General features: G+C 56.9%; 20 protein-coding genes and 4 pseudogenes. 13 read left to right on the plus strand and 11 right to left on the minus strand.

Features of this window, described 5'->3' with window-relative positions:
* The 4 genes and pseudogenes from ACP151_RS19435 to ACP151_RS19450 all read left to right on the plus strand — a co-directional run.
* Positions 1 to 226 (plus strand): annotated as a pseudogene (locus tag ACP151_RS19435) (IS5/IS1182 family transposase); the annotation flags it as partial.
* 163 nt (positions 227 to 389) lie between these two features.
* Entirely contained in the window at positions 390 to 641 is a 252-nt protein-coding gene (locus ACP151_RS19440) for a type II toxin-antitoxin system Phd/YefM family antitoxin (protein WP_424980532.1), read from the plus strand.
* Entirely contained in the window at positions 638 to 907 is a 270-nt protein-coding gene (locus ACP151_RS19445; RefSeq protein WP_424980533.1) for a Txe/YoeB family addiction module toxin, read from the plus strand. Before ACP151_RS19440 ends, ACP151_RS19445 begins: the two co-directional genes overlap by 4 nt.
* Positions 908 to 995: 88 nt before the next feature.
* Positions 996 to 2,152 (plus strand): annotated as a pseudogene (locus tag ACP151_RS19450) (IS3 family transposase); the annotation flags it as partial.
* Positions 2,153 to 2,514: 362 nt separating this feature from the next.
* Here the strand turns inward: ACP151_RS19450 and ACP151_RS19455 are convergent.
* Positions 2,515 to 4,026 carry an aldehyde dehydrogenase gene (locus ACP151_RS19455; protein ID WP_424980550.1) on the minus strand — a complete coding sequence of 504 codons (1,512 nt, stop codon included), beginning with the start codon at positions 4,024 to 4,026 and terminating at the stop codon, positions 2,515 to 2,517.
* 212 nt (positions 4,027 to 4,238) lie between these two features.
* Here ACP151_RS19455 and ACP151_RS19460 point away from each other — a divergent pair, with 212 nt between their 5' ends.
* Complete coding sequence (locus tag ACP151_RS19460; protein ID WP_424980534.1) at positions 4,239 to 4,907, plus strand: GntR family transcriptional regulator; 669 nt, start codon at positions 4,239 to 4,241, stop codon at positions 4,905 to 4,907.
* A gap of 19 nt (positions 4,908 to 4,926) precedes the next feature.
* Here the strand turns inward: ACP151_RS19460 and ACP151_RS19465 are convergent, their stop codons facing one another.
* The 5 genes from ACP151_RS19465 to dctP form a co-directional block, all read right to left on the minus strand.
* Positions 4,927 to 6,501: a hydantoinase B/oxoprolinase family protein gene (locus ACP151_RS19465; RefSeq protein WP_424980535.1), complete on the minus strand. Its 1,575-nt coding sequence runs from the start codon at positions 6,499 to 6,501 to the stop codon at positions 4,927 to 4,929.
* The gene (locus ACP151_RS19470; RefSeq protein ID WP_424980536.1) at positions 6,491 to 8,521 is read right to left on the minus strand and encodes a hydantoinase/oxoprolinase family protein; all 2,031 of its coding nucleotides are present in this window, start codon (positions 8,519 to 8,521) and stop codon (positions 6,491 to 6,493) included. The genes ACP151_RS19465 and ACP151_RS19470 overlap by 11 nt, the downstream gene beginning before the upstream one ends.
* Positions 8,522 to 8,545: 24 nt before the next feature.
* Positions 8,546 to 9,859, minus strand: coding sequence for a TRAP transporter large permease (locus ACP151_RS19475; protein WP_424980537.1), 1,314 nt, complete (start codon positions 9,857 to 9,859; stop codon positions 8,546 to 8,548).
* Positions 9,860 to 10,360, minus strand: a complete 501-nt coding sequence (locus ACP151_RS19480) for a TRAP transporter small permease subunit (RefSeq protein WP_424980538.1) — start codon at positions 10,358 to 10,360, stop codon at positions 9,860 to 9,862. It abuts the gene before it with no gap.
* Between the two features lie 63 nt (positions 10,361 to 10,423).
* A complete protein-coding gene (gene dctP, locus ACP151_RS19485) occupies positions 10,424 to 11,536 on the minus strand; it encodes a TRAP transporter substrate-binding protein DctP (RefSeq protein WP_424980539.1) in 1,113 nt (370 codons plus the stop codon).
* Between the two features lie 19 nt (positions 11,537 to 11,555).
* Between dctP and ACP151_RS19490 the strand changes: the two genes are divergently transcribed.
* From ACP151_RS19490 to ACP151_RS19510, 5 genes and pseudogenes are all read left to right on the plus strand, one after another.
* A complete protein-coding gene (locus tag ACP151_RS19490) occupies positions 11,556 to 12,506 on the plus strand; it encodes a 3-keto-5-aminohexanoate cleavage protein (RefSeq protein ID WP_424980540.1) in 951 nt (316 codons plus the stop codon).
* 28 nt (positions 12,507 to 12,534) lie between these two features.
* Positions 12,535 to 13,863 carry an aspartate aminotransferase family protein gene (locus tag ACP151_RS19495; RefSeq protein WP_424980541.1) on the plus strand — a complete coding sequence of 443 codons (1,329 nt, stop codon included), beginning with the start codon at positions 12,535 to 12,537 and terminating at the stop codon, positions 13,861 to 13,863.
* A complete protein-coding gene (locus tag ACP151_RS19500; RefSeq protein WP_424980542.1) occupies positions 13,860 to 15,062 on the plus strand; it encodes a pyridoxal phosphate-dependent aminotransferase in 1,203 nt (400 codons plus the stop codon). Before ACP151_RS19495 ends, ACP151_RS19500 begins: the two co-directional genes overlap by 4 nt.
* A 3-nt stretch (positions 15,063 to 15,065) precedes the next feature.
* A complete protein-coding gene (locus ACP151_RS19505; RefSeq protein ID WP_424980543.1) occupies positions 15,066 to 16,667 on the plus strand; it encodes a 5-guanidino-2-oxopentanoate decarboxylase in 1,602 nt (533 codons plus the stop codon).
* Positions 16,668 to 16,746: 79 nt separating this feature from the next.
* Positions 16,747 to 16,869, plus strand: a pseudogene (locus tag ACP151_RS19510) (integrase); the annotation flags it as partial.
* Between the two features lie 128 nt (positions 16,870 to 16,997).
* Here the strand turns inward: ACP151_RS19510 and ACP151_RS19515 are convergent.
* On the minus strand, positions 16,998 to 17,249 hold the full coding sequence (locus ACP151_RS19515) for a DUF6552 family protein (RefSeq protein ID WP_424980544.1): 252 nt from the start codon (positions 17,247 to 17,249) through the stop codon (positions 16,998 to 17,000).
* Positions 17,239 to 17,716: pseudogene (locus ACP151_RS19520) on the minus strand (SDR family oxidoreductase). Before ACP151_RS19520 ends, ACP151_RS19515 begins: the two are co-directional and overlap by 11 nt.
* A 98-nt stretch (positions 17,717 to 17,814) precedes the next feature.
* On the opposite strand from ACP151_RS19520, the gene ACP151_RS19525 reads away from it, so the two are divergent.
* Entirely contained in the window at positions 17,815 to 18,693 is an 879-nt protein-coding gene (locus ACP151_RS19525) for a LysR substrate-binding domain-containing protein (protein ID WP_424980545.1), read from the plus strand.
* Positions 18,694 to 19,261: 568 nt separating this feature from the next.
* Here the strand turns inward: ACP151_RS19525 and ACP151_RS19530 are convergent.
* Together ACP151_RS19530 and ACP151_RS19535 are read right to left on the minus strand one after the other, a co-directional pair.
* Positions 19,262 to 19,636, minus strand: coding sequence for an HNH endonuclease (locus ACP151_RS19530; protein WP_424980546.1), 375 nt, complete (start codon positions 19,634 to 19,636; stop codon positions 19,262 to 19,264).
* Positions 19,633 to 21,030 carry a primase-helicase family protein gene (locus ACP151_RS19535; RefSeq protein ID WP_424980547.1) on the minus strand — a complete coding sequence of 466 codons (1,398 nt, stop codon included), beginning with the start codon at positions 21,028 to 21,030 and terminating at the stop codon, positions 19,633 to 19,635. Before ACP151_RS19535 ends, ACP151_RS19530 begins: the two co-directional genes overlap by 4 nt.
* A 150-nt stretch (positions 21,031 to 21,180) precedes the next feature.
* Between ACP151_RS19535 and ACP151_RS19540 the strand changes: the two genes are divergently transcribed.
* Together ACP151_RS19540 and ACP151_RS19545 are read left to right on the plus strand one after the other, a co-directional pair.
* The gene (locus ACP151_RS19540) at positions 21,181 to 21,378 is read left to right on the plus strand and encodes a hypothetical protein (RefSeq protein ID WP_424980551.1); all 198 of its coding nucleotides are present in this window, start codon (positions 21,181 to 21,183) and stop codon (positions 21,376 to 21,378) included.
* Positions 21,356 to 21,454 (plus strand): HNH endonuclease, encoded by a 99-nt coding sequence (locus ACP151_RS19545; RefSeq protein WP_424980548.1) that lies wholly within the window; start codon positions 21,356 to 21,358, stop codon positions 21,452 to 21,454. The genes ACP151_RS19540 and ACP151_RS19545 overlap by 23 nt, the downstream gene beginning before the upstream one ends.
* 287 nt (positions 21,455 to 21,741) lie before the next feature.
* On the opposite strand, the gene ACP151_RS19550 is transcribed toward ACP151_RS19545, so the two are convergent.
* The coding region (locus ACP151_RS19550) for an integrase core domain-containing protein (protein WP_424980549.1) at positions 21,742 to 22,047 on the minus strand (306 nt) is incomplete at its 5' end.

Genomic DNA, 22,047 nt, shown 5'->3' on the forward strand with positions numbered 1-22,047 from the left:
CGAGATACTGCGCGCTTCGCAACGCTTCGGCAGGGCGCTGTGGAAACGATGGAGTGGTTATCACATCCGAAGTCGCGTGGAGGCCAAAATGCTATGCCTCAAGGCATTCGGCGAACGCATCATGGCGAGGGACCCAGACAGACAAACCGCCGAAATCCACATCCGCATCGCTCTCATGAACCGATTCTCGGCCCTCGGCACCGCCGAGATCGTGTGTGATGGATGAATCCGCCGCGGAAAGGGGAAGCTCGTCCTCAAAACGAGTTGCGCAACAACGCCCTTGTCTAGCCAAAGGCAGGGCTCCCTTGCAAGGAGAGGATCCTAGCTCTCAAAGATTGACATGTACAGAATTTTGTGCATATATATACATCACACAAAGCGAGGCCCCCATGGATGTTATCACTTATACTGATGCACGCGCATCTCTGAAGGACGTTATGGATCGTGTTATCCACGATAACGTTGACGTTGTCGTAACCCGCAAAAAGCGCGAGGCTGTCGTGATGATGTCCTTGGATGAATATAACGCCATTCAGGAAACTCTTCACCTGCAGCGCAGCCCAGAGAATGCGCGCCGCCTTCAATCCTCCATCGCGCAGCTAGACGCGGGCAACGGAACTGAGCGCGACATCGATCTGTGAAGCTGATTTTCTCTGATAATGCCTGGGATGACTACCTGTGGTGGCAGTCTCCAGGCAATGAAAAGGGGCTCGTCCGTGTGAACGATCTTCTCAAGGCGGCGAGAAGGATGTCTTTTAAGGGTATTGGCAAGCCTGAGCCTCTCAAAGGCGATTTGAGTGGCTGGTGGTCCCGCCGGATCACCGCTGAACACAGATTCGTCTATCGTGTCAGCGGTACAGGTGATGGACAGAGCCTGGAGATTGCCCAGCTGCGTTATCACTACTGATCCCTGGGGTCTCTTCGCTATATGCTCAGAACCAAGCAGGTATATGCTTCATGGCTTTTGCCTTAACTGTTTGCCTGGCCTTCCACCGCGAGACACAGACGAGGTGTCGAAAGAGGATTTGAGCTTAGCGCAAGAGAATGACCAGCTTCGACGTGAGAACCGTATTCTCAAGGACTTGCAAGGATCAGCACACAGTCTGTGGGACTGTTTACCCACAGCAAGAGGGAGATCCTAAAAATGGCAACGCAGTTCTTCACGAGCCCAAAGCCATGAGGTTTAGGTTCATCGAGGAACACCGCGACAGCTTTCCCACCCAGCGGCTGTGTGACGTCATGGATGTCAGCCCCCGAGGTTGCGAGCTTTCCGCAACCGTCCCGCCAGCCGCAGGCAGCGGTCTGATCTTGCCACTTTGGCCTACATCAAAGAACAGTCTCGTCTCAGCCTGGGCAGCTATGGCAGGCCCCGGATGACAGAAGAGCTGAAAGAGAGCGGCCTGGATGTCGGACACCGCCGCGTTGGCCGCCCCTCTCGGTAGAATGCTTTGCATTCGCCTGCCGGGCAATGGATGCGCCAGAACGGCATATCCATTGTCAGAATCCGCAAACACAAGGTGACAACCGACAGCGGTCACAAGTTCAATATTGCCCCAAACCTATTGACTCGGGACTTCGCAGCGGAGAAACCAAACCAAAAATGGGCCGGTGACATCAGCTATGTTTGGACCCGTGAAGGTTGGCTGTACCTCCCTGTGATCCTGGATCTGCATTCTAGACGGGTGATCGCCTGTGCGGTGAGCAATCGCATGAAACGCGATCTCGCAATCCGGGCTTTGAATGCAGCCATAGCCTTCCGTGCGCCTCCGAGAGGCTGCATCCATCACACGGATCGCGGCAGCCAATACTGTTCTCACGATTATCAGAAACTCCTGCGCCAGCACGGCCTCAAAGTGTCCCCCTATCATGCATGTAAACATGCACTGCCGGGGCAGTGGATGAGCGGAAAAGGCAATTGTTATGACAATGCCGCCGTCGAGAGCTTCTTCAAATCCCCCTCTCGGGACATTGCTACGCAATGCCCTGCCAGGCAGTGATCAAGGCGGAACTGATCTGGCGGCGATCATGGGAAACGCGGCGGCAGGCTGAGATAGCGATCTTCGAATACATCAACGGCTTCTACTATCCGCGACGCCGCCACTCAGCATTGGGCTGGAAAAGCCCTGTCGCCTTCGAACGGAAAGTCGCCTAAGCGAGCACTTGGGGCGACACGAAAGCGGGACAGGTCCAAAACGCTTTTGCCTGCCACGAAACGAAACCTACGGGAACAATCGGCTCGATCTTCACTGAAGCTGCAGACATCACCGGTAGACCGATGCAGTTCGGTCTATGCACCGCGCGTCAGGCGTAGTCATGGCGGAAGTTCTGTTCATTTCCTTGACGAATGATCTAAGATAGCCCGCAACCGCTAAGACCTCTTACACGAGAAAATGCTTTAGCCAAAGATAACCGGCAGGAATTCGCGTCGGGGAGCGATGCAGGCCAGCTGATTGCGCATATTGTCCGGAAGTCGAACAAGGGTTGCAATCAGCTTTAATCCAAGCCTGCCGAAAATCACCCTGGTCTATGGAGACGAATCCAGGTCGCTTTTGTTTCCTGGTATTTTTCAATCGACTGCAAGGCCCGGTCGTGGCCGCCGAACCCGGATTCACCAAATCCTCCGAAGGGTGTCGTGATGTTCCCTTCATTGTAGCAATTCACGCAGACTGTTCCGGCCCGGATTGCGCGCGCCATATCATGAGCTCGGGTGAGATCTGCGGTCCAGACCGCTGACGACAGACCATAAAGTGTGTCATTCGCCAGCCTCACGGCCTCTTCCTGGCTATCAAAGGCGATAACAGACAGGACCGGCCCGAAGATCTCCTCCTGAGCGATCGCCATGGAGTTGGAGACGTTGCTGAAGACTGTCGGAGTGACAAAATTCCCGCCGGTCTCTTCGCGCGCGCGCGTGCCTCCTGCCACCAGGTCGGCGCCTTCGGATTTACCCCGGCCAATATAACTCATGATCTTGTCAAGCTGATCTGTGTCGACGATCGCGCCCATGCGGGTCTCTTCCAGAAGCGGATCAGCGGGCACGTAGGCATCACATGTTTTTTGCAGTTTTTCGACCAGTTCATCACGGATGGACCGCTCCACCAGCAGGCGGGAGCCAGCGGAGCACACTTCACCCTGATTGTAGAATATGCCAACTGCAGCGGTTTCTGCCGCGACATCGAGGTCATAACAATCGGCAAAGATGATGTTCGGACTCTTGCCACCGCATTCCAGGCTGACGGATTTGAGATTAGATTTGGCAGAATATTCGAGGAAGTAGCGCCCGACCTGTCCGGATCCGGTAAAGGCAACGGCGTCGATGTCCATGTGCATACCGATCGCTCGGCCGGTGGTTTCCCCCATGCCCGGCACGACCTGGAAGACGCCAGGGGGAAGTCCCGCCTCCAGCGCGATCTTCGCGAGAAGAAGCGAGGAGAGCGATGATTGCTCTGCCGGTTTTAGAATGAAGCAGTTGCCTGCCGCAAGCGCGGGACCGAACTTCCAAGCGGCCATCAGTAGCGGATAGTTCCAGGGCACAACGGCGGCAACGATGCCCATCGGTTCCTTGGTGATCATCCCCAGAACATCGTGGCCCGTGGGCGCAATCTGGTCATAGATCTTGTCGATGGCTTCAGCGCACCAGCTCACCGTTTCCACCACATTGGGCAGATCGATGTTCAAACTGTCACCAATCGGCTTGCCCATATCGAGCGTTTCCAGAAGCGCCAGATCTTCTTTGTTCTTTTCGATCAAGCTGGCAAAGTTCAAAAGCACTTGCTTGCGGTTTTTCGGATCCATGCGGGACCAGACGCCGCTTTCAAAAGTCTTGCGTGCGAAAGCGACTGCACGGTCGACATCTTCTGCCTGGCAATGCACGACATCGGCTAGTTTTTGCCCTGTTGACGGGTTCAGGGTCGCAAAGACATTGCCGCTCGACGACGGGCTGAAGGTGTCTCCGATCAAGGCCCTGGTTTCCAGTTTCAATGCGTCAGCGCGCTGTTTCCAGTTCCGGGCTGCGGGTGTTGACGTCATGGGTTTATACCTCTCTGGACAAAATGGGGCTGACAGGGAACGTGGGATGCTGCCATTCACAGTGGCAAAGGGCACAGATCGCCCAAATCCTCTGAAGTTCCCCGATACTTTGTTGAGTTTCCGCGCAATTCCTGCGACTTTTGATCAAAGCCAAACTTCGTGCAGCACACAGGTTTCCCGGTGCCGCTCCCGTGCAAGAAAGATAAAATCAAATGGCAAAAGCGGAAAAAGCCGACAAGGCTTCTGTGAACTTCACAGTCTATTCCGAGCTTCGCAAATCGCTGATGCTTGGTAAAATCGAACCTGGAGCGTCTCTCCGCATTCAAGAACTTGCAGAGCAATTTGGAACCAGTCACATGCCAGTGCGCGAAGCATTGCGCCGACTGGTTTCCGAACAGGCTCTCACGGTTCTGTCGAACCGTTCTGTAGCGGTGCCGCCACTGACGAACGAACGGTACGAGGACATCCTGCGCACGAGGATCACTCTTGAAGGAGCAACGGTCGCCTGGGCCTGCGACACCATCAACAACCTTGAAATTGCCGAGCTTGAACGGCTCGACCTGGAAATAGAAGCCGCGCGCGAAGCCGGAGACAAAAGCGCATTTCTTGAGAGACACTTGCAATTCCATTTCCTGATCTACCGATGTGCACGCAGCAACGCTGTACTGCCGCTGATTGAAAGCCTTTGGCTGCAAATCGGCCCCTATCATCACCACATGTTCGAGGCCGACCATTACAAGTTGAGAACACGCCATCACCGCGAACTGGTTGCTGCCCTGCATAAACGGGACAAAGCAGCAGCGACAAAGGCGCTTCAGGACGATTTGATGATGTTCGCCGCCGATATACGGCCCCGCCTTTCCAAGGTTCTTGAAAGCTGAAGAGACGGAGCCGTTAGGATTACTTGGTGCCAAAGCCTCCGCCGCCGGAGGATTCCATTTTCAGGCGGTCCCCTTTTTTCAGCGACATGTTCGACTTGCCGGGCAATTCCCTGTCAGGTTCATTTTCCCGGCACAGCGTCGCCCGGAACGGAGCGCCGCTTTCCCCGCCGCAAAGCCCATAGGGTGCAACGACGCGACGTTCGAACATTGTCGTCAATACCATGTCATCGCCCAATGTCAGGTATTCGCGTACGATTCCATCGCCGCCTTTGTGTTTTCCGGCCCCGCCGGATCCTTTGCGCAGGCGATGCTGCAGAACACGCAAGGGATACTCGGCCTCGATCACTTCAACCGGCGTATTTGAGGTGTTCACCATGTGAACCCTGACAGCGGGGCAGCCATCACGGTCGGTGCGGGCGCCTTCGCCGCCGCCATGCACCTCATATAGCGTGGAATAGCGGCCCTTGGCGTCGACACCCCCAAAGATAAACAGTCCTGCCGTGGTCGGCCCGCCTGCTGTCAGACGCGTGGGCACCGCACCTTCCAAAGCGCGGAAAATCGCGTCCGCCACACGCTGGGAGGTCTCATGGTTGCCGCCAACAATTGGCACCATCGGTCCGGGATCGATCAGCGACCCAGGGCGGGTTTTGAAGGTCAAGGGGCGGTAGCAGCCACCGTTCGGCTGAATCTCAGGCCCGGCAACGGCTTTGATTGCATACATCATTGCCGCTGCTGCCATAAGCGGCGTGGTGTTGAGCACACTGTTGATCTTGTCATCGGTTTCCGTGAAATCGAAGTCAGCCGTATCGCCCTTGACGGTGATGGTCACACGCACAGCCGCAGGCGCGTCGTCCGGCCCGCCCTCGTCTACGAAGTCTTCGCCTTTGTAGACCCCGTCCGGCAGTCCCAGGAGAGCCTGGCGCATTTGCGCTTCGGACAAGTCGTGCAGCTGTTCCAGCGCCTGCTGGAACACATCTACACCATACTCCTCGCAGATCTCCAGCACCCGCTGCTCAGCCGAGCGGGTGGCCGACATCTGGGCAAAGATATCACCTTCCGTCAGATGCTGCCCGCGGACATTCGAGGTAACCACCGCAATCTTTTCCCTGTCGGGGCCGTCGGCATGGAACAGGCGCAGCGGCGGCAGGCGCAACCCTTCTTGAATGCTGTCGGTTGCTGCCGTGTAATAGCTGCCCGGCCAGGCGCCGCCAACGTCGGCCCAATGCGCCAGGCTGATCGAAAACGCGACCAGCTTATCTTTTGCAAAAATCGGGCGGATCGCCTTCACATCCGGCAAGTGGTTTCCACCGCATTCCGGGTGGTTAGTGAACCAGACGTCGCCGGCCCGCAACTGCTCCTTGGGAATCCAGTTCAAGAACTGTTTCACTGTAAAGCTCATGGTGCCGATATGAGCGGGAATGTCCTTGCCCTGCGAAATCAGATCGCCTTTGTGATCGGTCAACGCCGAGGACAGGTCGCCGGCCTCACGCAGCACCGGCGAACGAGCGGCCCGCATCACGGTCAGCGACATTTCTTCTGCGGCAGCGGACAATCCGTGGCGGATCACTTCAATGGTAAATGGATCAACGGTCATGGTCATGGTCCTTCATCAGCAGGTCACCAGCGGCATTGGCGGTGACGCTCCAATTTGGCGGCACCACTACGGTTGAGGAGGCATCCTCGAGAATGGCGGGGCCATAGATCTGCCTGCCTGCGGCACAAGTCGCACGGTCATAACGCGGAGTGGAAACCGGCGCTTCGGCGTCGAACCAGACATCGCCGGTGCTGATCAGGGTCGGCCCGTCGTTTGGCTCTCCGGGGGCGACCGTCGCACTGACCCCGCTCGGCAGGACACCCACTGTGCGGAGGCTGACGATTTCGAAGGATTCATCGGTGGCAAAACCATAAAGCTGGTCGTGGTTCTTGCGGAAAGACTCTCCGGTCATGCTTATGTCATGGGGCAGAGTGATCCGTGTTGCGACTTCGGAGCTTTGGCCGACATAGCGTACCAGCGCGGTATGCTCGACTTGGATTGCGCCTTCGGAAATGCCCTCATCAAGGAAGGGTTTCAGAACCGCAGTGCGTGCTTCTGCCAGATGCGCAGCAAAGCTGGCTTCATTCCATGTGTCCGATTCAGAACGGATTGTACGCTGATCAGTGTAAGAAGTATCCGCGACCACACAGCCCAGTGCGGAAAACACGCTGGAGGCGCGCGGCACGACCACGTCGCAGATGCCATACATCCGCGCCAGCCCTGCAGCATAAAGCGGTGCTGCGCCGCCAAAGGCGACCAGGGCACAATTGCGGCCATCGACGCCGCGCTCGACCGTAACCCTGCGCAGCGCGCGCGACATCACCGCATTGGCAACTTTGGCAGTGCCAAGGGCAAATTCCGCGATCCCCATGCCCAATTTTTCCGCCATGGGCGTAATCGTCTTGATTGCCGCGTCGCGGTCAAGCGTCATCCGGCCGCCCAGTTTTTTGTCGAGGTTCATATACCCGAGAACCACACTGATATCTGTGATTGTCGCTTGCGTGCCGCCATTGCCATAGGCGGCCGGGCCCGGGTTGGCCCCTGCGCTGTCGGGACCGATGGTCAGGCCGCCGGTATCAACGCGCACGATTGAGCCGCCACCTGCTCCGATCGATTCCACTGCCACCATTGGCATCCGGATCGGCCGTCCGGCGATTTTCTTGTCAACGGAGATATCCGCTTCGCCGTCTTGTACCAGGCAGACATCTGTGGTGGTGCCACCCATATCAAACGTCAGCAAGCTGTTGTGGCCAAAGCCGCCCCCCAGGCGCGCGGTGGCGGCCACCCCAGCGGCAGGGCCTGACATCGCCATCACCAGCGGGCGGTTCCGCACCGCATCCGGCGTTGCCATGCCGCCCGCGGAATGGAACAAGCGCAGCTTGCCCTTGATCAGTGGTTCATTTTCCAGTGTGCCGAGATAGTTGACAGCAATCGGAGTGACGGCTGCATCCAGCAAGGTTACTGCCGTCCGCTCATACTCGCGTGCTTCGGGATTGATCTGGTGAGACAGGGAAACATGCAGACCTGCATCTGCCAGAGCCTGCCCCAACTGACGTTCATGCGTGCCATTTGCATAGCTGTGCAGCAGTGAGACCGCGACACTGTCGATGCCGAGCGATTTGGCCTGCGCCACGACACGGGAAATTTCTTCAGCGCTCAGCGGTTTCAGCACGTCGCCGGTATAGGCCATACGTTCAGCTACCGGGATGCGCCGTTCTGATGGGGCAAGCGGCGGCAGTTTGGGCGGCACGTCCAGATGGTACAGCTCGGCCCGGGACAAACGCGCAATTTCGATAGAGTCCTCGAACCCGTCTGTTGCAAGCAAAGCGACAGGCGCCATGGTCCCTTCGATGATCGCGTTTGTCACGCGCGTCGTGCCATGCACAATGACATCAATGTCATCGGCCTCTAGTTCAAGTGACGTTATCGCTTCGACAATTGCGCCTACAGGATCTTCATAGCGGCTAGGAACCTTGCCAACGCGGATTGTGTTGTCTTTTGGATTGATCGCCACAATATCGGTGAAGGTTCCTCCGATATCGATGCCGACACGCCACTTGGACGCTGTATCGTTTTTCATTTCTTGAACTCTTCCATTGATTGCTCAGAACATAGCGTTTGGCAGCATCAGAATGATCTGCGGCAGCAGCACAAACAGCGCCATGCCCAAAAGCATTACACCGACAAACGGGATCACGGATTTGTAGATGTCCACCATCGTCACCCCCTTTGGCGCGACGCCCTTTAGGTAGAACAGGTTGTAGCCAAAGGGCGGTGTGATAAAGCCGATCTCCATATTGATGATGAAGAGGATGCCGAACCAGACCGGGTCAAAGCCCAGCGTTTTTGCGATCGGCAGAAACACCGGCACCGTGATCATAATGATGCCCACTGTTTCGATGAACATGCCCATGATCAGCAGGATAAGCATCATCAGCGCGAGGACCGCGTAACGGTTCATCTCCCACCCCAGCACGATATCGCGGATCAACCCCGAGGCCCCCAGCGCGGTGTATAGCGTCGAGAAGGCGCTGGCCCCGATTATGATCCAGAAGATCAGGCAAGTTGTTTTCAAGGTGATGTGGCTCACCGCGTTCAGCACCGCAAACGACAGTCGTTTGCCGGCAGCAGCAACCAGTATGCTCCCGATTGCCCCAATAGCAGCAGATTCGGAGACGCTGGTCAGCCCCAGCAGGATCGATCCGAGAACAGCGAACATCAGGAACAGCGCTGGCAAGAGCGAGCCCAGAATTTGTCCCAATGTTGGTGGTTCTACAGCTTCGATGTCTTCGGATGTCGGGGCCAGGCCAGGCTGAAAGCGGCAGCGCAGCAGCACATAAGCGATGAACAGCACGGCCAGAACCAGCCCGGGCAGAACGCCAGCGGCGTATAGTTTTCCAACGGATGTATTGGAAACCAGCCCATAGACGATCATCGTCACGCTGGGAGGGATCAAAATTCCAAGCGATCCCCCAGCCGCCAGGCTGCCGAGCGCAATATCTTTGGAATAGCCTCGCGACAGCATCGCCGGCAGAGCAAGCATTCCCATTGCCACCGTGGCAGCGCCACTGATCCCGGACATCGCGGCAAAAAGGGTGCAGATAATGATCACACCAACGGCTAGACCGCCCCTGATGCGGCGCACCAGATAGTTTACAGAGCCAAACAGGCCTTCGGCCAAACCGGAACGCTCCAGCATTCCGGCCATGAAGATGAAGAGGGGAATTGCGACATATTCGAAGCTAGATGTTGTGCCAAAGGCGCGCAGCGCCAGCATCGACATGCCGTTTGCGCCCCAAAAGACCAGAACCAGGATGACACTCAGGCCACCCAGGGCGATTGCAATTGGAGCTCCGGCAAGGAGGGCAAAAAACATGCCGCCAAAGAGGATCGCAGAAGCGAGAATTGGATCGGCCATCTATTCAGTCTCCCCGGTCAGGGCGGCCCGCTTAGCCAAGTGAGAAATCCAAGCCAGCAGAACCAGCAGTGCGCCCAGAGGAACGGCAAATTTTGCCGGCCAAACCGGGCCTCGCCAACCGCCGGAAGAAGAGACTTCGCCCAAAGCAAAGGATCGCAAAGCAAGCTCACCACCGCACCAGATCAAAGAGCCGCAAAAGCAGATCAGAAGAACCGTGGAAATGGACGCATCCAGCCAGAACTGGACGCGTCCTGGCAGTGCTTGAAACAGGATATCAACACGCACAAAGCCGTCTTGCAGCAACGCATAGCCGCCACCGAGAAAAACATAGAAAACCAGTACCCAGCTTGACAGGTCGTAGGCCCAAGTTGTCGGCGCCCCGAAAAAATAGCGCGAGATGGCCTCGAAGCCGATCACCGCCATCAGTACAAATATCAGGCTGCGTGCGATGGAGCCGGCACCATTTACGAGTCCGTCAATCAGGAAAATTGCCCTACGCATTATTTGCTTTCCTTCAAAAAAAGACGGGACAGGTGGAACACCCGTCCCGCAAGGAGAGAGCGTTTACCGGCCCAGAGAAACCAAGTAGTTGTTCATCATCTCAACGCCGCGGGCGGCCAAGCCCGGATCCGTTTCGGCATAAGCACGCCACAGCCCGCGAACGACGGTTTCCATTTCGGCCCATTCATCTGCAGGGATCTGAGTGAACTCCACGCCTGCCTCTGTCATAGCTTTGCGGGCAGCTGCGTTGGCGACTTCGGTCCGCGCGATGTATTCAAACGATGCAGCGGCAGCTGCCGTTTCCATCATCAGTTTGATATCGTTAGGCAGTGTATCCCATGCAGCCTGGTTAATAGCGATGAAGTTGTTTGGTGCTGGCATCGGAGAAGGCTGAACGTAGTATTTGGCAACCTCGTGGAAAGAACGGTCCAGGTTTACCGAAGGCCCGCCCCAGCGAAGCGCATCAATCACACCTGTCGACATTGCAGTGTAGATCTCACCGCCCCCCATGAAGACCGGTGCGGCGCCCATGCTTTTGTACCATTCGGCTTCGATCCCGAAGGTGCGGATTTTCAGGCCATCAAAGTCTGCGGCGCTGCGCAGCGGTTTGTTCGACATAATGTCCCAAGATGCCGATAGATACGGTGCAAGATAGTGGATGTTGTGGGGCGCGTAGGCCTCGCGCGCGAGATCGATGAAGCCGGCTCCGTAAAAGAAATTGTAGCGTTCAAGCGGGGTGTGCTCTGCTCCGGGCAGCCCCGACTCGATCGCAGCGATCGGTCCCAGTTTTCCAACATAGTAACCGCCGACCAGCGTTGCTGCTTCAACCAAGCCTGCTCCTACAGCATCCAGACCTTCGGCAATCGGGAACAGCGCGCCAACTGGCTGCAACTGAAATTCAATGCGCCCTCCAGACATTTCTTCGACGCGGTTCAAGAAGTGCGTTTCCAGGATTTGATATCCCGGATCCTCTGACGACAGATTGCTCTGGATCCGCCAGGTGATATCCGCTTCCGAAAGTGCTGCGTGTGGCGAAAGCACTGCTAGTGCTGCCGAAATTGCTCCGATCACGGCTCCTTTGTTTAGAAAACTCATGTCAACTTCTCCGCTGTTGCGCCCTTTACAGGCATTGGAAATTTTTCTTGCAAGTTTATTGGTAATGGTGCCATTGATCAAAAGTCAATATGTTTGATCAATGGAGAAAGGCACAAGAATGGCGCCCCGAAAGGTCATAATTTCCTGTGCGGTGACAGGTGGAATCCACACGCCAACAATGTCGCCGTACCTGCCGATAACGCCGGAACAAATCGCAGAAAGCGGGGTCGCAGCAGCGGAAGCGGGTGCATCCATCCTGCACCTGCATGCCCGTGATCCGGAAAACGGGCGCCCAACGGCGTCGCCGGATGCCTACATGCGGTTTCTGCCGGAAATCAACGAGCGCTCGGATGCGATCATCAACATCACAACCGGGGGCGGCTTGGGGATGTCTCTGGACGAACGCCTGGCAGCTGCCCGTGTTGCGCAGCCTGAGATGTGCTCATTGAACATGGGGTCCATCAACTTTGGCCTGTATCCCATGAAAGCCCGGTATTCCGAATGGAAGCACAGCTGGGAACCGGAGTTTCTCGACAGCACGCGGGATCTGGTGTTCAAAAACACCTTTACCGATATTGAGAACATCGTCACCGAGCTTGGCGGGAAGTACGGCACGAAGTTTGAATTCGAATGCTATGATGTTGGGCATTTGTATAATCTCGCCCACTTTGTGGATCGGGGAGTGATCAAAGGACCTGTCTTCATTCAGACGATTTTTGGCATTCATGGCGGTATGGGGGCGGAAATCGACAACCTGCTCCATATGCATCGTACCGCCGAGCGCCTGTTCGGAGCCGAGCACGAATGGTCCGTGATTGCGGCCGGCCGCAATCAGTTGCCCTTTGGAATCACTGCGGCAAGCCTGGGCGGCAGCGTGAGAGTCGGCCTTGAAGACAATCTCTTCATTTCCCGAGGTAAACTGGCAGAAAGCAACGCCCAGCAAGTCCTCAAGCTGCGCAGGATTTTGGAAGACCTGTCGCTGGAAGTCGCCACACCTGACGAAGCCCGGACCCGTTTGGGGCTGAAAGGCTCCGGCAATGTTGCCTTCTAAACCCACTTATCTTGAAGAGAGCCATCAGATGTCTGAAGCTACTTTGCCAAAGAACCTAACATTGGACGCTGCACTCAGCGAAGCCGAAGAGAACTTTGCTGCCCGCAATGTGAAAAGCGGTGAGAACTACAATAACTCGACACTGTCGATGCCCGGCGGAAACACCCGGACGGTCATACATTTCAGCCCCTTCCCGCTGACATTCAGCAAAGCCGAAGGCGCGACGCTGACGGATGCGGACGGCAATGAATATACCGACTTTATGGGTGAATACACGGCAGCCCTATACGGCCACTCCGAGCCTGCAATCACGGCAGCGGTTGAAAAGGCTTTGCATCAGGGCATTGTACGCGGCGGCGCAAATGACAACGAAGCCGCGTTTTCTGCCGCAATCTGTGATCGCTTCCCCGCAATCGACAGGGTGCGGTTCTGCAACTCCGGCACCGAGGCCAATTTGTATGCCTTGCGCACGGCCTGTTCGTTTACCGGGCGCAGCGATGTGATCGTCATGAAGGCAGGCTACCACGGGGGCGTTCTCTATTTTGGCGGTGAATGCCCGCTGAACGTGCCGATGCCCTTCCACCCGGTCACCTACAACGACACCGAAGAGGCCGTCGCCAAGATCCGCGAACTTGGCAGCAAACTCGCAGCAGTGATCCTGGAGCCAATGCTGGGCGGTGGCGGCTGCATTCCGGCAACAGCCGAATTCCTGCAGGCCTTGCGTGCGGAAACCGAAAAGTCCGGCGCGCTGTTGATCTTCGATGAAGTCATGACCTCGCGCCTCGCGCCGGGCGGGCTGCATGGACAACACAATATCAAACCCGACATGGTCACTCTGGGCAAATATGTTGGCGGCGGCATGAGCTTTGGCGCCTTTGGAGGCCGCGAAGACATTATGGCCCGCTTCGACCCTCGCATTGCCGGCCACTGGCCTCATGCGGGCACCTTTAACAACAATGCCCTGACGATGGCGGCCGGTTTGGCTGGATTGACGCAGGTCTACACTGCTGACCGTGTGGAAGCCTTCAATGCCATCGGTGACGGCTTGCGCGCCAAAATGCAGGATGCAATCGCCGGTGCCGGGGTTCCGATGTGCGTGACAGGCCTTGGGTCTATGGCTGTATTCCATTTTGGAACGGGCCCCATCACAACTCCCGGTGATGCTGTTGCGGCGCCGGAAGCGCTGAAAGCGATTTTGCACCTGGATATGATCGAACGCGGGTTTTATTATGCACGACGGGGCATGATCGCGCTTTGCCTGCCGACCACTAACGAGGATACCACACGCTTTGCAAGTGCCTTTGGCGATGTGCTGAGCAACCGTGCCTCACTGATTCATCAAGCTGTTAAAGGATGACCCAATTGCTGTCTGAACGAGTGGCACGACTGCAAAATCCCCGCCTTGCCGACTTCGAGATCGCCCAAGAGGCGAAGCGCCGTGAAGCGGCTGGGCAACAGATTCTGAATCTCACTCTTGGAGACTCAGATCAGGATACCGCCCCACAGATCATTGCGACTGCGGTTGAGGCACTGCAGTCTGGACGGACTCACTACACGCCGATCGGTGGGATCGAACCTCTGCGGGCGCTTGTCGCTCAGCAACAGGCAGCTCAAGACGGCCACTCCTGGTCTCCAAACAATGTCGTTGTCGGCCCTGGCGCCCAGAACGCGCTTTTTTCAGCGCTCATGTGCCTTTGTGGCCCAGGGGACGAAGTTGTCTCCCTTGATCCGGTATACGCCACCTATCAAGGTGCCGTGAACGCAACCGGGGCGGAATTGAAGACGATCCCCATTCAGATGGCAGACGGACCCCGTCTTCGCGCAGAGGATATTGAGAATGCACTCAGCCCGCGCACGCGGGTACTGCTGATCAACTCCCCCAATAATCCGGCGGGGCTGGTGCTGACAGCACAGGACGTGGCGCTTCTTTGCAAGGTGGCAAAGGCACATGATCTTTGGATTGTATCGGATGAAGTATACCGGGATCTGACCTTTGACAGCCCACATATCCCCTTCGCCGAAGCGGATGCAAAACGGCTGGTGATCCTGAACTCCCTGTCGAAGTCACATGCCATGACTGGCTGGCGGCTTGGATGGGCCGTGTGTCCGGACAATCTAGCGGATGCTATGCGCAATTTGGCAATGTGCTCGCTGTTCGGATCGCCGCCATTCATTCAGGACGCCGCCATCACCGCGCTGGAGCTGGGCGATGGCCCTGTGCATGCCATGCGGGATCTGATGCAGTCGCGCTGCCGTATCTTTTCCGCAGCGCTGCAGAAGGCCAGAGGCCTGCGCCTGATTGCGCCGGAAGCCGGAATGTTTGCGCTGGTGGACATTTCCGGGCTGGGACTGTCCAGCACTGAATTCGCCGCCCGGCTTCTGGACGAGGAAAGCGTCGCCGTCATTCCCGGCACAGCTTTCAGTGACAATGGCCACTCATACATACGGGTCAGCTTCTCCGAGGGTGAAGAGACCTTGCAAGCTGCAGCCGCAGCCATCCGCAATTTTTCTGAACGCTGTCTGGCGGCATCAGCAGCCCCGGAACTGGAGCAATAACAAATGATCACTTGTGGTGAAAACCTGACCCGCCTGCTTAAGGCCTACGGCATCGATACTGCATTTGGCATCCCTGGTGTACATACCGTTGACCTGTACCGCGGTTTCGACACCTCAGGCATGACCCATATCACACCGCGCCACGAGCAGGGCGCTGCCTTTATGGCCCATGGCTATGCAATGGCGTCGGGCAAGCCGGCCGCCTGCTACCTGATCAGCGGCCCGGGCATTCTGAATGCGCTGACGGCAATGGGTCAGGCCTATTCGGACTCGATTCCGATGCTGGTTGTCGCGTCAAACAACCAGCGCGCTGAGCTGGGCACCGGCGGCGGTTTCTTGCATGAAACCAAGAACCAGACCGCAGCGGTGGAGCAAGTTACCGCTTTTACTCATCAGCTTCTGGACCCGGTCAATCTGGATCAGACCGTGGCGCGCTGTTTTTCGGTGTTCAACGCCGCCCGGCCCCGCCCGGTCTGTATCGAAATTCCGCGCGACGTGCTGAATGAGCCGGGAAAATCTGAAACCCCGGTCTGGCCTGCACCCAGCCGCGCCGCGCCGGCGCAGGCTGCTGTCGCCGAGGCCGCCGCGCGGCTTGCAAAGGCCGAAAACCCGATCATCATTCTGGGCGGCGGTGCATGGGAGGCCTCTGAGGAGGCCACCGCATTGGCCGAACGCTTGGGCGCGCCAGTCGTCTGTACCTGTGCCGGCAAGGGCATCGTGGCCGAAGACCACCCGTTGGCGCTTGGCTGTGCACTGCCCTTTGAACCGGTTCAGGACAGGATCAAATCCGCTGATGTGGTGCTGACATTGGGCTCCGAGATGAGCGAGACCGATCAGCTTTACACCTACACCCGCTTTGAAATCGGCGGCGACCTGATCCGCGTCGACATCGACCCCGAACAGCTTGCCCGCAGCTACCAGCCTGCTCAGGCCATCGTCGCGGATGCGAAATTGACACTTGCTGCAATTCTGGCGGAACTACCGGAAACATCGCCGGACATGGGCAAAGCTCACTCTGAAGCCGAAGCCCTGCGCCGGTTGATCGACCCGCTTTGGCAGCCGATTGCCGCAGACCACAAACCGCTGCTCGATATTATCCGCGACCTGTTGCCACGCGACGGCATCCTGGTCACGGAATCGACCAAACCCGGCTATACTTCAAAGCACTACTATCCCTGTTATGAACCGCGCACGCTGATATATCCGAATGGCTATGGCACGCTGGGCGCGGCGTTGCCTACGGCGATTGGTGCGAAGATCGGGGCCCCCGAGCGCGACATCATCTGCCTGGCCGGGGATGGGGGATTCCTCTTCTCGATTGAGGAACTGGCTGCAGCGGCCGAACAGAAACTACCGCTACCGATCATTGTCTGGAACAATCAGGCATTCGGAGAAATTCGCGACAGCATGGTGGCCTGGGGGCTGCCGCGTGTCGGAGTGGATCTGCAGGCGCCGGATTACTGCAAGGTTGCTGAAGGCTTTGGGTGCTATTCCGCACGCCCAGGCTCACTGAGCGAAGTCCGCATCGCAATCTCGCAAGCGCTTACAGCCGATGGGCCAACCTTGATTGAAATCGACGCCAATCAGGACTGGGTCAGAGGATAGTAATCAATGATCAAGGAATTGCTCGAAGATGGAGCCTGACTGTCATCCTCGCCGCTTTCTTGCGCGGCGAGGGGACCCAGAAACCGGAAATCTCAGAGCGGTTCAGCCTCTGCTCGGACATACCAAGGTTGACAACACAGTCAGGTATCTTGGCATCGAACTTGAAGAAGCGCTGAGTATCGCCGAGCAAATCGACATTTGAACCAAGTTGGCGGTCGGTACGTGCCGTTCGCCAATTAGAACCGGACCTGCGTTCAAGATGCAGCGGTGGTTCGGATCGCGCCCATAGCTGCGGATGCTGTGTTCATCACGAATGGCCGCTCTCGCGTGTTAACTGCTCACCATACCGGCAATCATTGCGCCAAGCGCGACCAGGTGGACGAGCATCAGCGCCTTGTCATTCCACAATGCGCCCACGGCGAACCATCCCACTACACCGACGAGAAAAAGGTAGAGGTTCCAGGGTGTCCAACCGAAGCCAGTCGCAGTGTATCCCATGATCTGAATAGCGGAAGCGCCCCATTTGACCGCAAAGACCAGGCGTTCGCGCGATTGTCCAATGGCAATGGTGTCAGACGGCACGGGTCAAGCCCCCATCAATGCGCAGGTTTTGGCCGGTCATGTAGCCACCATCGTCCGAGGCGAGCCATGAAATCAGCGAAGAAACCTCCGAGGCAGAGCCGTAGCGCCCCATGGGAATGCGCGCTTTGCGGTCTTCGGTTTCAGGCAGGCTGTCTATGAAGCCTGGAAGGACGTTGTTCATGCGAATGTTCTCTGCTGCGTATTTGTCCGAATAGAGCTTTGTGAATGCGGCCAGCCCAGCCCGGAAAACGCCAGATGTTGGGAAAAGGGGGTCGGGTTCGAATGCTGCAAAGGTCGAGATGTTGATGATTGCCCCGCCGCCCTGCGCCTGCATCGCAGGAGTGACCAACCTTGTCGGACGAGGACAAGATGCCGATTTTGAACCCATCTTCGGCCAATTTGCGGGCTGCATCCGCCCCCATGCCGCTGCCACCTGCCGTAATCAGAGCTACTTTTTCTACTGCCATCTCTAGCGTCCTTTCATAATTGGATCATAAATGACGCTTCCTGTGGCAAGATTCGATTGAGAATTGATGTTACATGAAAGTAGAAATACTACTGCAGAATGACCAAACTCCCCCCACTCAACAGTTTGCGTGCTTTTGATGCAGCAGGCCGCCGTCTCAGTTTCCGCGCAGCCGCTGATGAATTGGGTGTCACGCAAGGGGCTGTTGCGCAGCAGGTCCGCCAGCTCGAAGCGCATCTTGATGTGGCTTTGTTTGAACGGGTGCCGAAGGGCCTGGCGTTCACATCGGCCGGACGCAGCTTTCACATCCGGATCGCCAAAGTGTTTGCAGAGCTTCGATCCGCTACTGCCGAGCTGAAGCCAGAGCCAAACAAAGTCCTTATCAGTGTGACACCGACCTTTGCCGCGAAATGGCTGATCCCCAATCTACCGGACTTTACGGCAGCACATCCGAACATTGACTTGCGGATCATGGCCACCGAGAAAGTTTCCAGCTTCCATAGCGACGGGATAGATCTTGCAGTGCGCCAGGGATCGCCGCCATTCGGTGCTTCACTGGACGTGTCGCTGCTGTTCAAGCAAACGTTGATCGCAGTTGCTGCACCAAAGTTTGCGGGTGACGAAGCCTATCCGTTTGAGCGGGAAACGCTGTGCAAACTGCCGAAGATCCATGACTCTCACGACCTATGGCCGAGTTATCTTGCGTACCTGGGCGTGCAAGACCAATCGCCTCGCGGCCTAAGTCTGAGCCAGACGTCACTTGCAGTAGATGCAGCCATCGCTGGGCAGGGTGTTGCCTTGGTAAGCCGTTTTCTGGTGGCGCATGATCTCCAAGCCGGTCGTTTAACTGAGGTTGGTAAGGCTTGGGAGGCTGGCGGGAATGACTTCTACATTCTCACTCCGCGCACAGCAAAAACCAATAAGCCCGTGCTGGAAGTCATGACCTGGATCAAAGCCCGTTCCGCCGCTGCGCTTTGACTGCTTTATGGAAAATGCAGGACTTCAGTTCATCAAGACGAATGACGGCAAGGTCCCGCACTGTGTAAATTCACCGGCTCCAGACCCTCGCAGCCGCAGCGAACGGCAGGAACGGCAGGCCGCGCCGCAGCATAAAACCGGGGCTGGTTGTTTCAAACAGCCGAGTTTGCAAAGGGTGCTTCCTGCGCAAAGCGAATGCAGGGGGTAGTCTTGGCTGCGTCCGTTGCGAATTCCTGCAAGATCTCGCCAGCAAGCGCTGCACTGCAGTTCTTGGGAATCTCATCGCGGTCCTTGTGAACGGTTCGCTGCCACACAACAAATCCCGCAACATTTTCCACCTGAAATTCACTCAACATATTGTTTTAATTTAATTATTGCGCCAAGTTTCAATCCTACCACCCCAGCCAATCCTCCTGACATCAAGAAAACAAGCACCCGGCGCACCCGTTAGCCCCGAAAAGGCCCCGGTTCGGCCCCAATTAGTTTGCGTGCTGCTGGCGGCTTCAGAGCGGGTGTTCAGGGTGGATCGGGAGGCCCCCAGTAGGTCGCTGGAGGCCATCGTCACGGGTTAGAGCAGGCTGAAGTCCACACCGTTTGCCCAGTGATCCCAGTCGTCGCGCTTGTTATCCGCCGCTGCCCCCTCCACTAGATGCTCTGGCCGACAGCACAGTTCGTTACCGCACCGATGCCGAACCATCGTCGTCGCCCCGATGACCGCCCCGTTGACGACACAGTAGACGAACCTCGCCGCCGTCACCTGCCGCCCCTGGAGCCGCATCTTGGGCCGTCCCTGAGTGGCTTTTACCCGGCACCCGTTCTCGTCTTCCACCGTCTGCGCTAGGAGGGAGTTGGCCCTCGCAAGGGCCTCCTCGTAGTGATTGTTGATGACGTCCAGCAGCCAAAGCTCGCTATCGTCTTGAAGCTCGAAGTACACATCCTTCATTCGATGATCTCCACTTCTCCGAATGGACCGTCACGGTCGAGATAGTCGCTGACGCGCACCGGCTCGAAGTCAGGCCCATAGATCTTCCCACGCTCGATCCAGTATCCAGGCTTGACCCAGATCGCTCGCGCAAAGTCTTTGCCACCCCATTTGACCTTGGTTTTCTCCCACTCGAGGTCATCCATGAGATGCTTGGGTTGGTTCATGTTTGCATTGAGGTTCTTACGAACGAACTCAACCACGTCCGCTTCAGGCAGAACAACAAGACCGGAGGCGTTGAGCAGTTCCCCAAGCTGGTCGACGATGGTCTGGCGGCTAGCCTGCTGAAGCCGCTTCATGATCGGCGTCTGGTGGTCAGCGATGTTCAGGCTCTTGGCATTGAAGCCCTCAGGAAGCTCCCCTTGCATCAGCGCGTTATAGAGCCTCGCCACGTTTGCCGGTTCATCCAAGAACTCATGCACTCGACCAACAAGCGATGAGAACTCATTGGCTCGAAGGCCACCCGACCGGCCATCGTGATTTACGTCGATGACTAAGTAGCGTCGTTCGCCTTCCTCCATCCATGTCGGTGCGTAGTTCGAAGTAAACAGGAAACAGCAGCACTGCTTGGCTCGCTCAGCCTCGAGATCTTTCCGTTCGATGAGTACGTGCGGATCGGTGATGAAGGTTTTGATAGCGTTCGCCTGAGTTGACCCTGGTTTGATCTGAGTTTCCTCGCAGATCACCAGCTTGCTCGTGAGAACAGTAGCGTTGAACTGCTGGGTAAGCTTGCTGATGTTGTTCTGCGTGACCGAATTTCGAACCCCGAAAAGCTCGATGAGAATACGAGCAGTGGTACTTTTGCCAGTGCCTTTGCCACGTGAGTAGAGGAACGGCGCCCATGCTGGCTTGTCTCCTTCGTTCTGCAGGCTCCAGGCAGTCCAGTTCAGAAAAGCTCCTCGATCCTGCTCGTTCTGGACGAATTGATCGAAGAACTCGCCAACGACGTCGAGGTCAGCGGAGTTCACCTTGAGGCTCCGATATTCTGGCTCGCTCCAGGTGTCGGCGGAAACCGTGCCCCGCTTCATGACGATGCGGTTAGGGTTGCCCGGTTCACAGATGGTGGCGCCGCTCCAGACCTGAAAGCTGCGCGCCCGGTCAGTGTGCCGTGTGTCGATGAGCAACTTGAACAGCGACTTGATGATACCGGTATTCAGAGGAAGGTTCGGATGCTCCTCGGCAATCAGGTTCAGGATCTTCATCTCAACGTCGACACGGGACAGCGGTGTGCCCAGATGCTCAATGTCGTAGAACTTGTTATCGCGGCGAACGATCTGGTTGCCGTAGGTTGCGGCGAGGAATTTGACGTGCTGGATGTCTTCGGTGGTGGGTACGGTTGGCTTCTTGTTTGCCATTGATGGTTATCTCCCATCATTCGTGCCCCGGATGATGTGACGCGCGACTGTTCTGGAGATAGCTGATTAGGCTCTTCTGAAGGCGTCTACCGGGTGCATAATCGCGTAGTTCTCTCCATAAGAGTGCCCTGGAAGAACACAGGAACGAAAATGCGCGCCAAACCCTTTATTTTTATGACCGAAACGGAGGTTGGAGAGCTGCTGCGCAAAATGCTGGGTAAAAGCCACTCAGCAACGGCCCAAGATACGGTTCCGAGGGCGGCAGGTGGCGGCGGCGAGGTTCGTCTACTGTGTTGTCAACCGGGCGGTCAATGGGGAGACGACCATGGTTCGGCATCGGTGCGGTAACGAGTTGTGCTGTCGGCCAGAGCATCTAGTGGAGGGGTCAGCGGCGGATAACAAGCACGACGACTGGGATCACTAGGCAAACGGTGTGGACTTCAACCTGCTCTAAACCGTGGCGGCGGCCTCCAGCGACCTACTGGGGGCCTCCCGACCCACCCTGAACACCCGTTCTGAAGACGACAACTGACCCGCAAAACACTGGGGCCGAAAACGGGGGCAGTTCGGCTCCTTTGAGCTCGTCAGCGTCTTATTCTATTGGAGGAAAGGCCGATGGCTGGGGTGGTAGGACACCTTGCCTACTGATCGCTTTCTTGGACTTTTCCGGTCTGAGCTACTCCCCTATGTTTGGACAGTTTCTGGCGTGGTTTAAGCTACTTTCTGCTCCTGCTGATCGGGTTGGGTTTCATTATTTCTCAGCCAATAGACCACGGCTGGAGGTTTGCCGCCAAGGGCGGAATGTGGGCGTTTGCGGTTGTAGAACTCGATCCATTTGCCGACACCGGCCTTCGCCTTCGCCTCTGACCCGGTTTCCCAGGCGTGCAGACAGACGCATTCGTATTTTAGGCTTCGCCAGAGCCGTTCCACAAAGATGTTGTCCAGGAACCGTCCTTTCCCATCCATTGATATCCGCACGCTGGATCGTCGCAAGCGATCTGTCCAAGCGAAGGATGT

Source organism: Leisingera sp. S232 (genome assembly GCF_049800895.1).
Lineage (GTDB): Bacteria > Pseudomonadota > Alphaproteobacteria > Rhodobacterales > Rhodobacteraceae > Leisingera.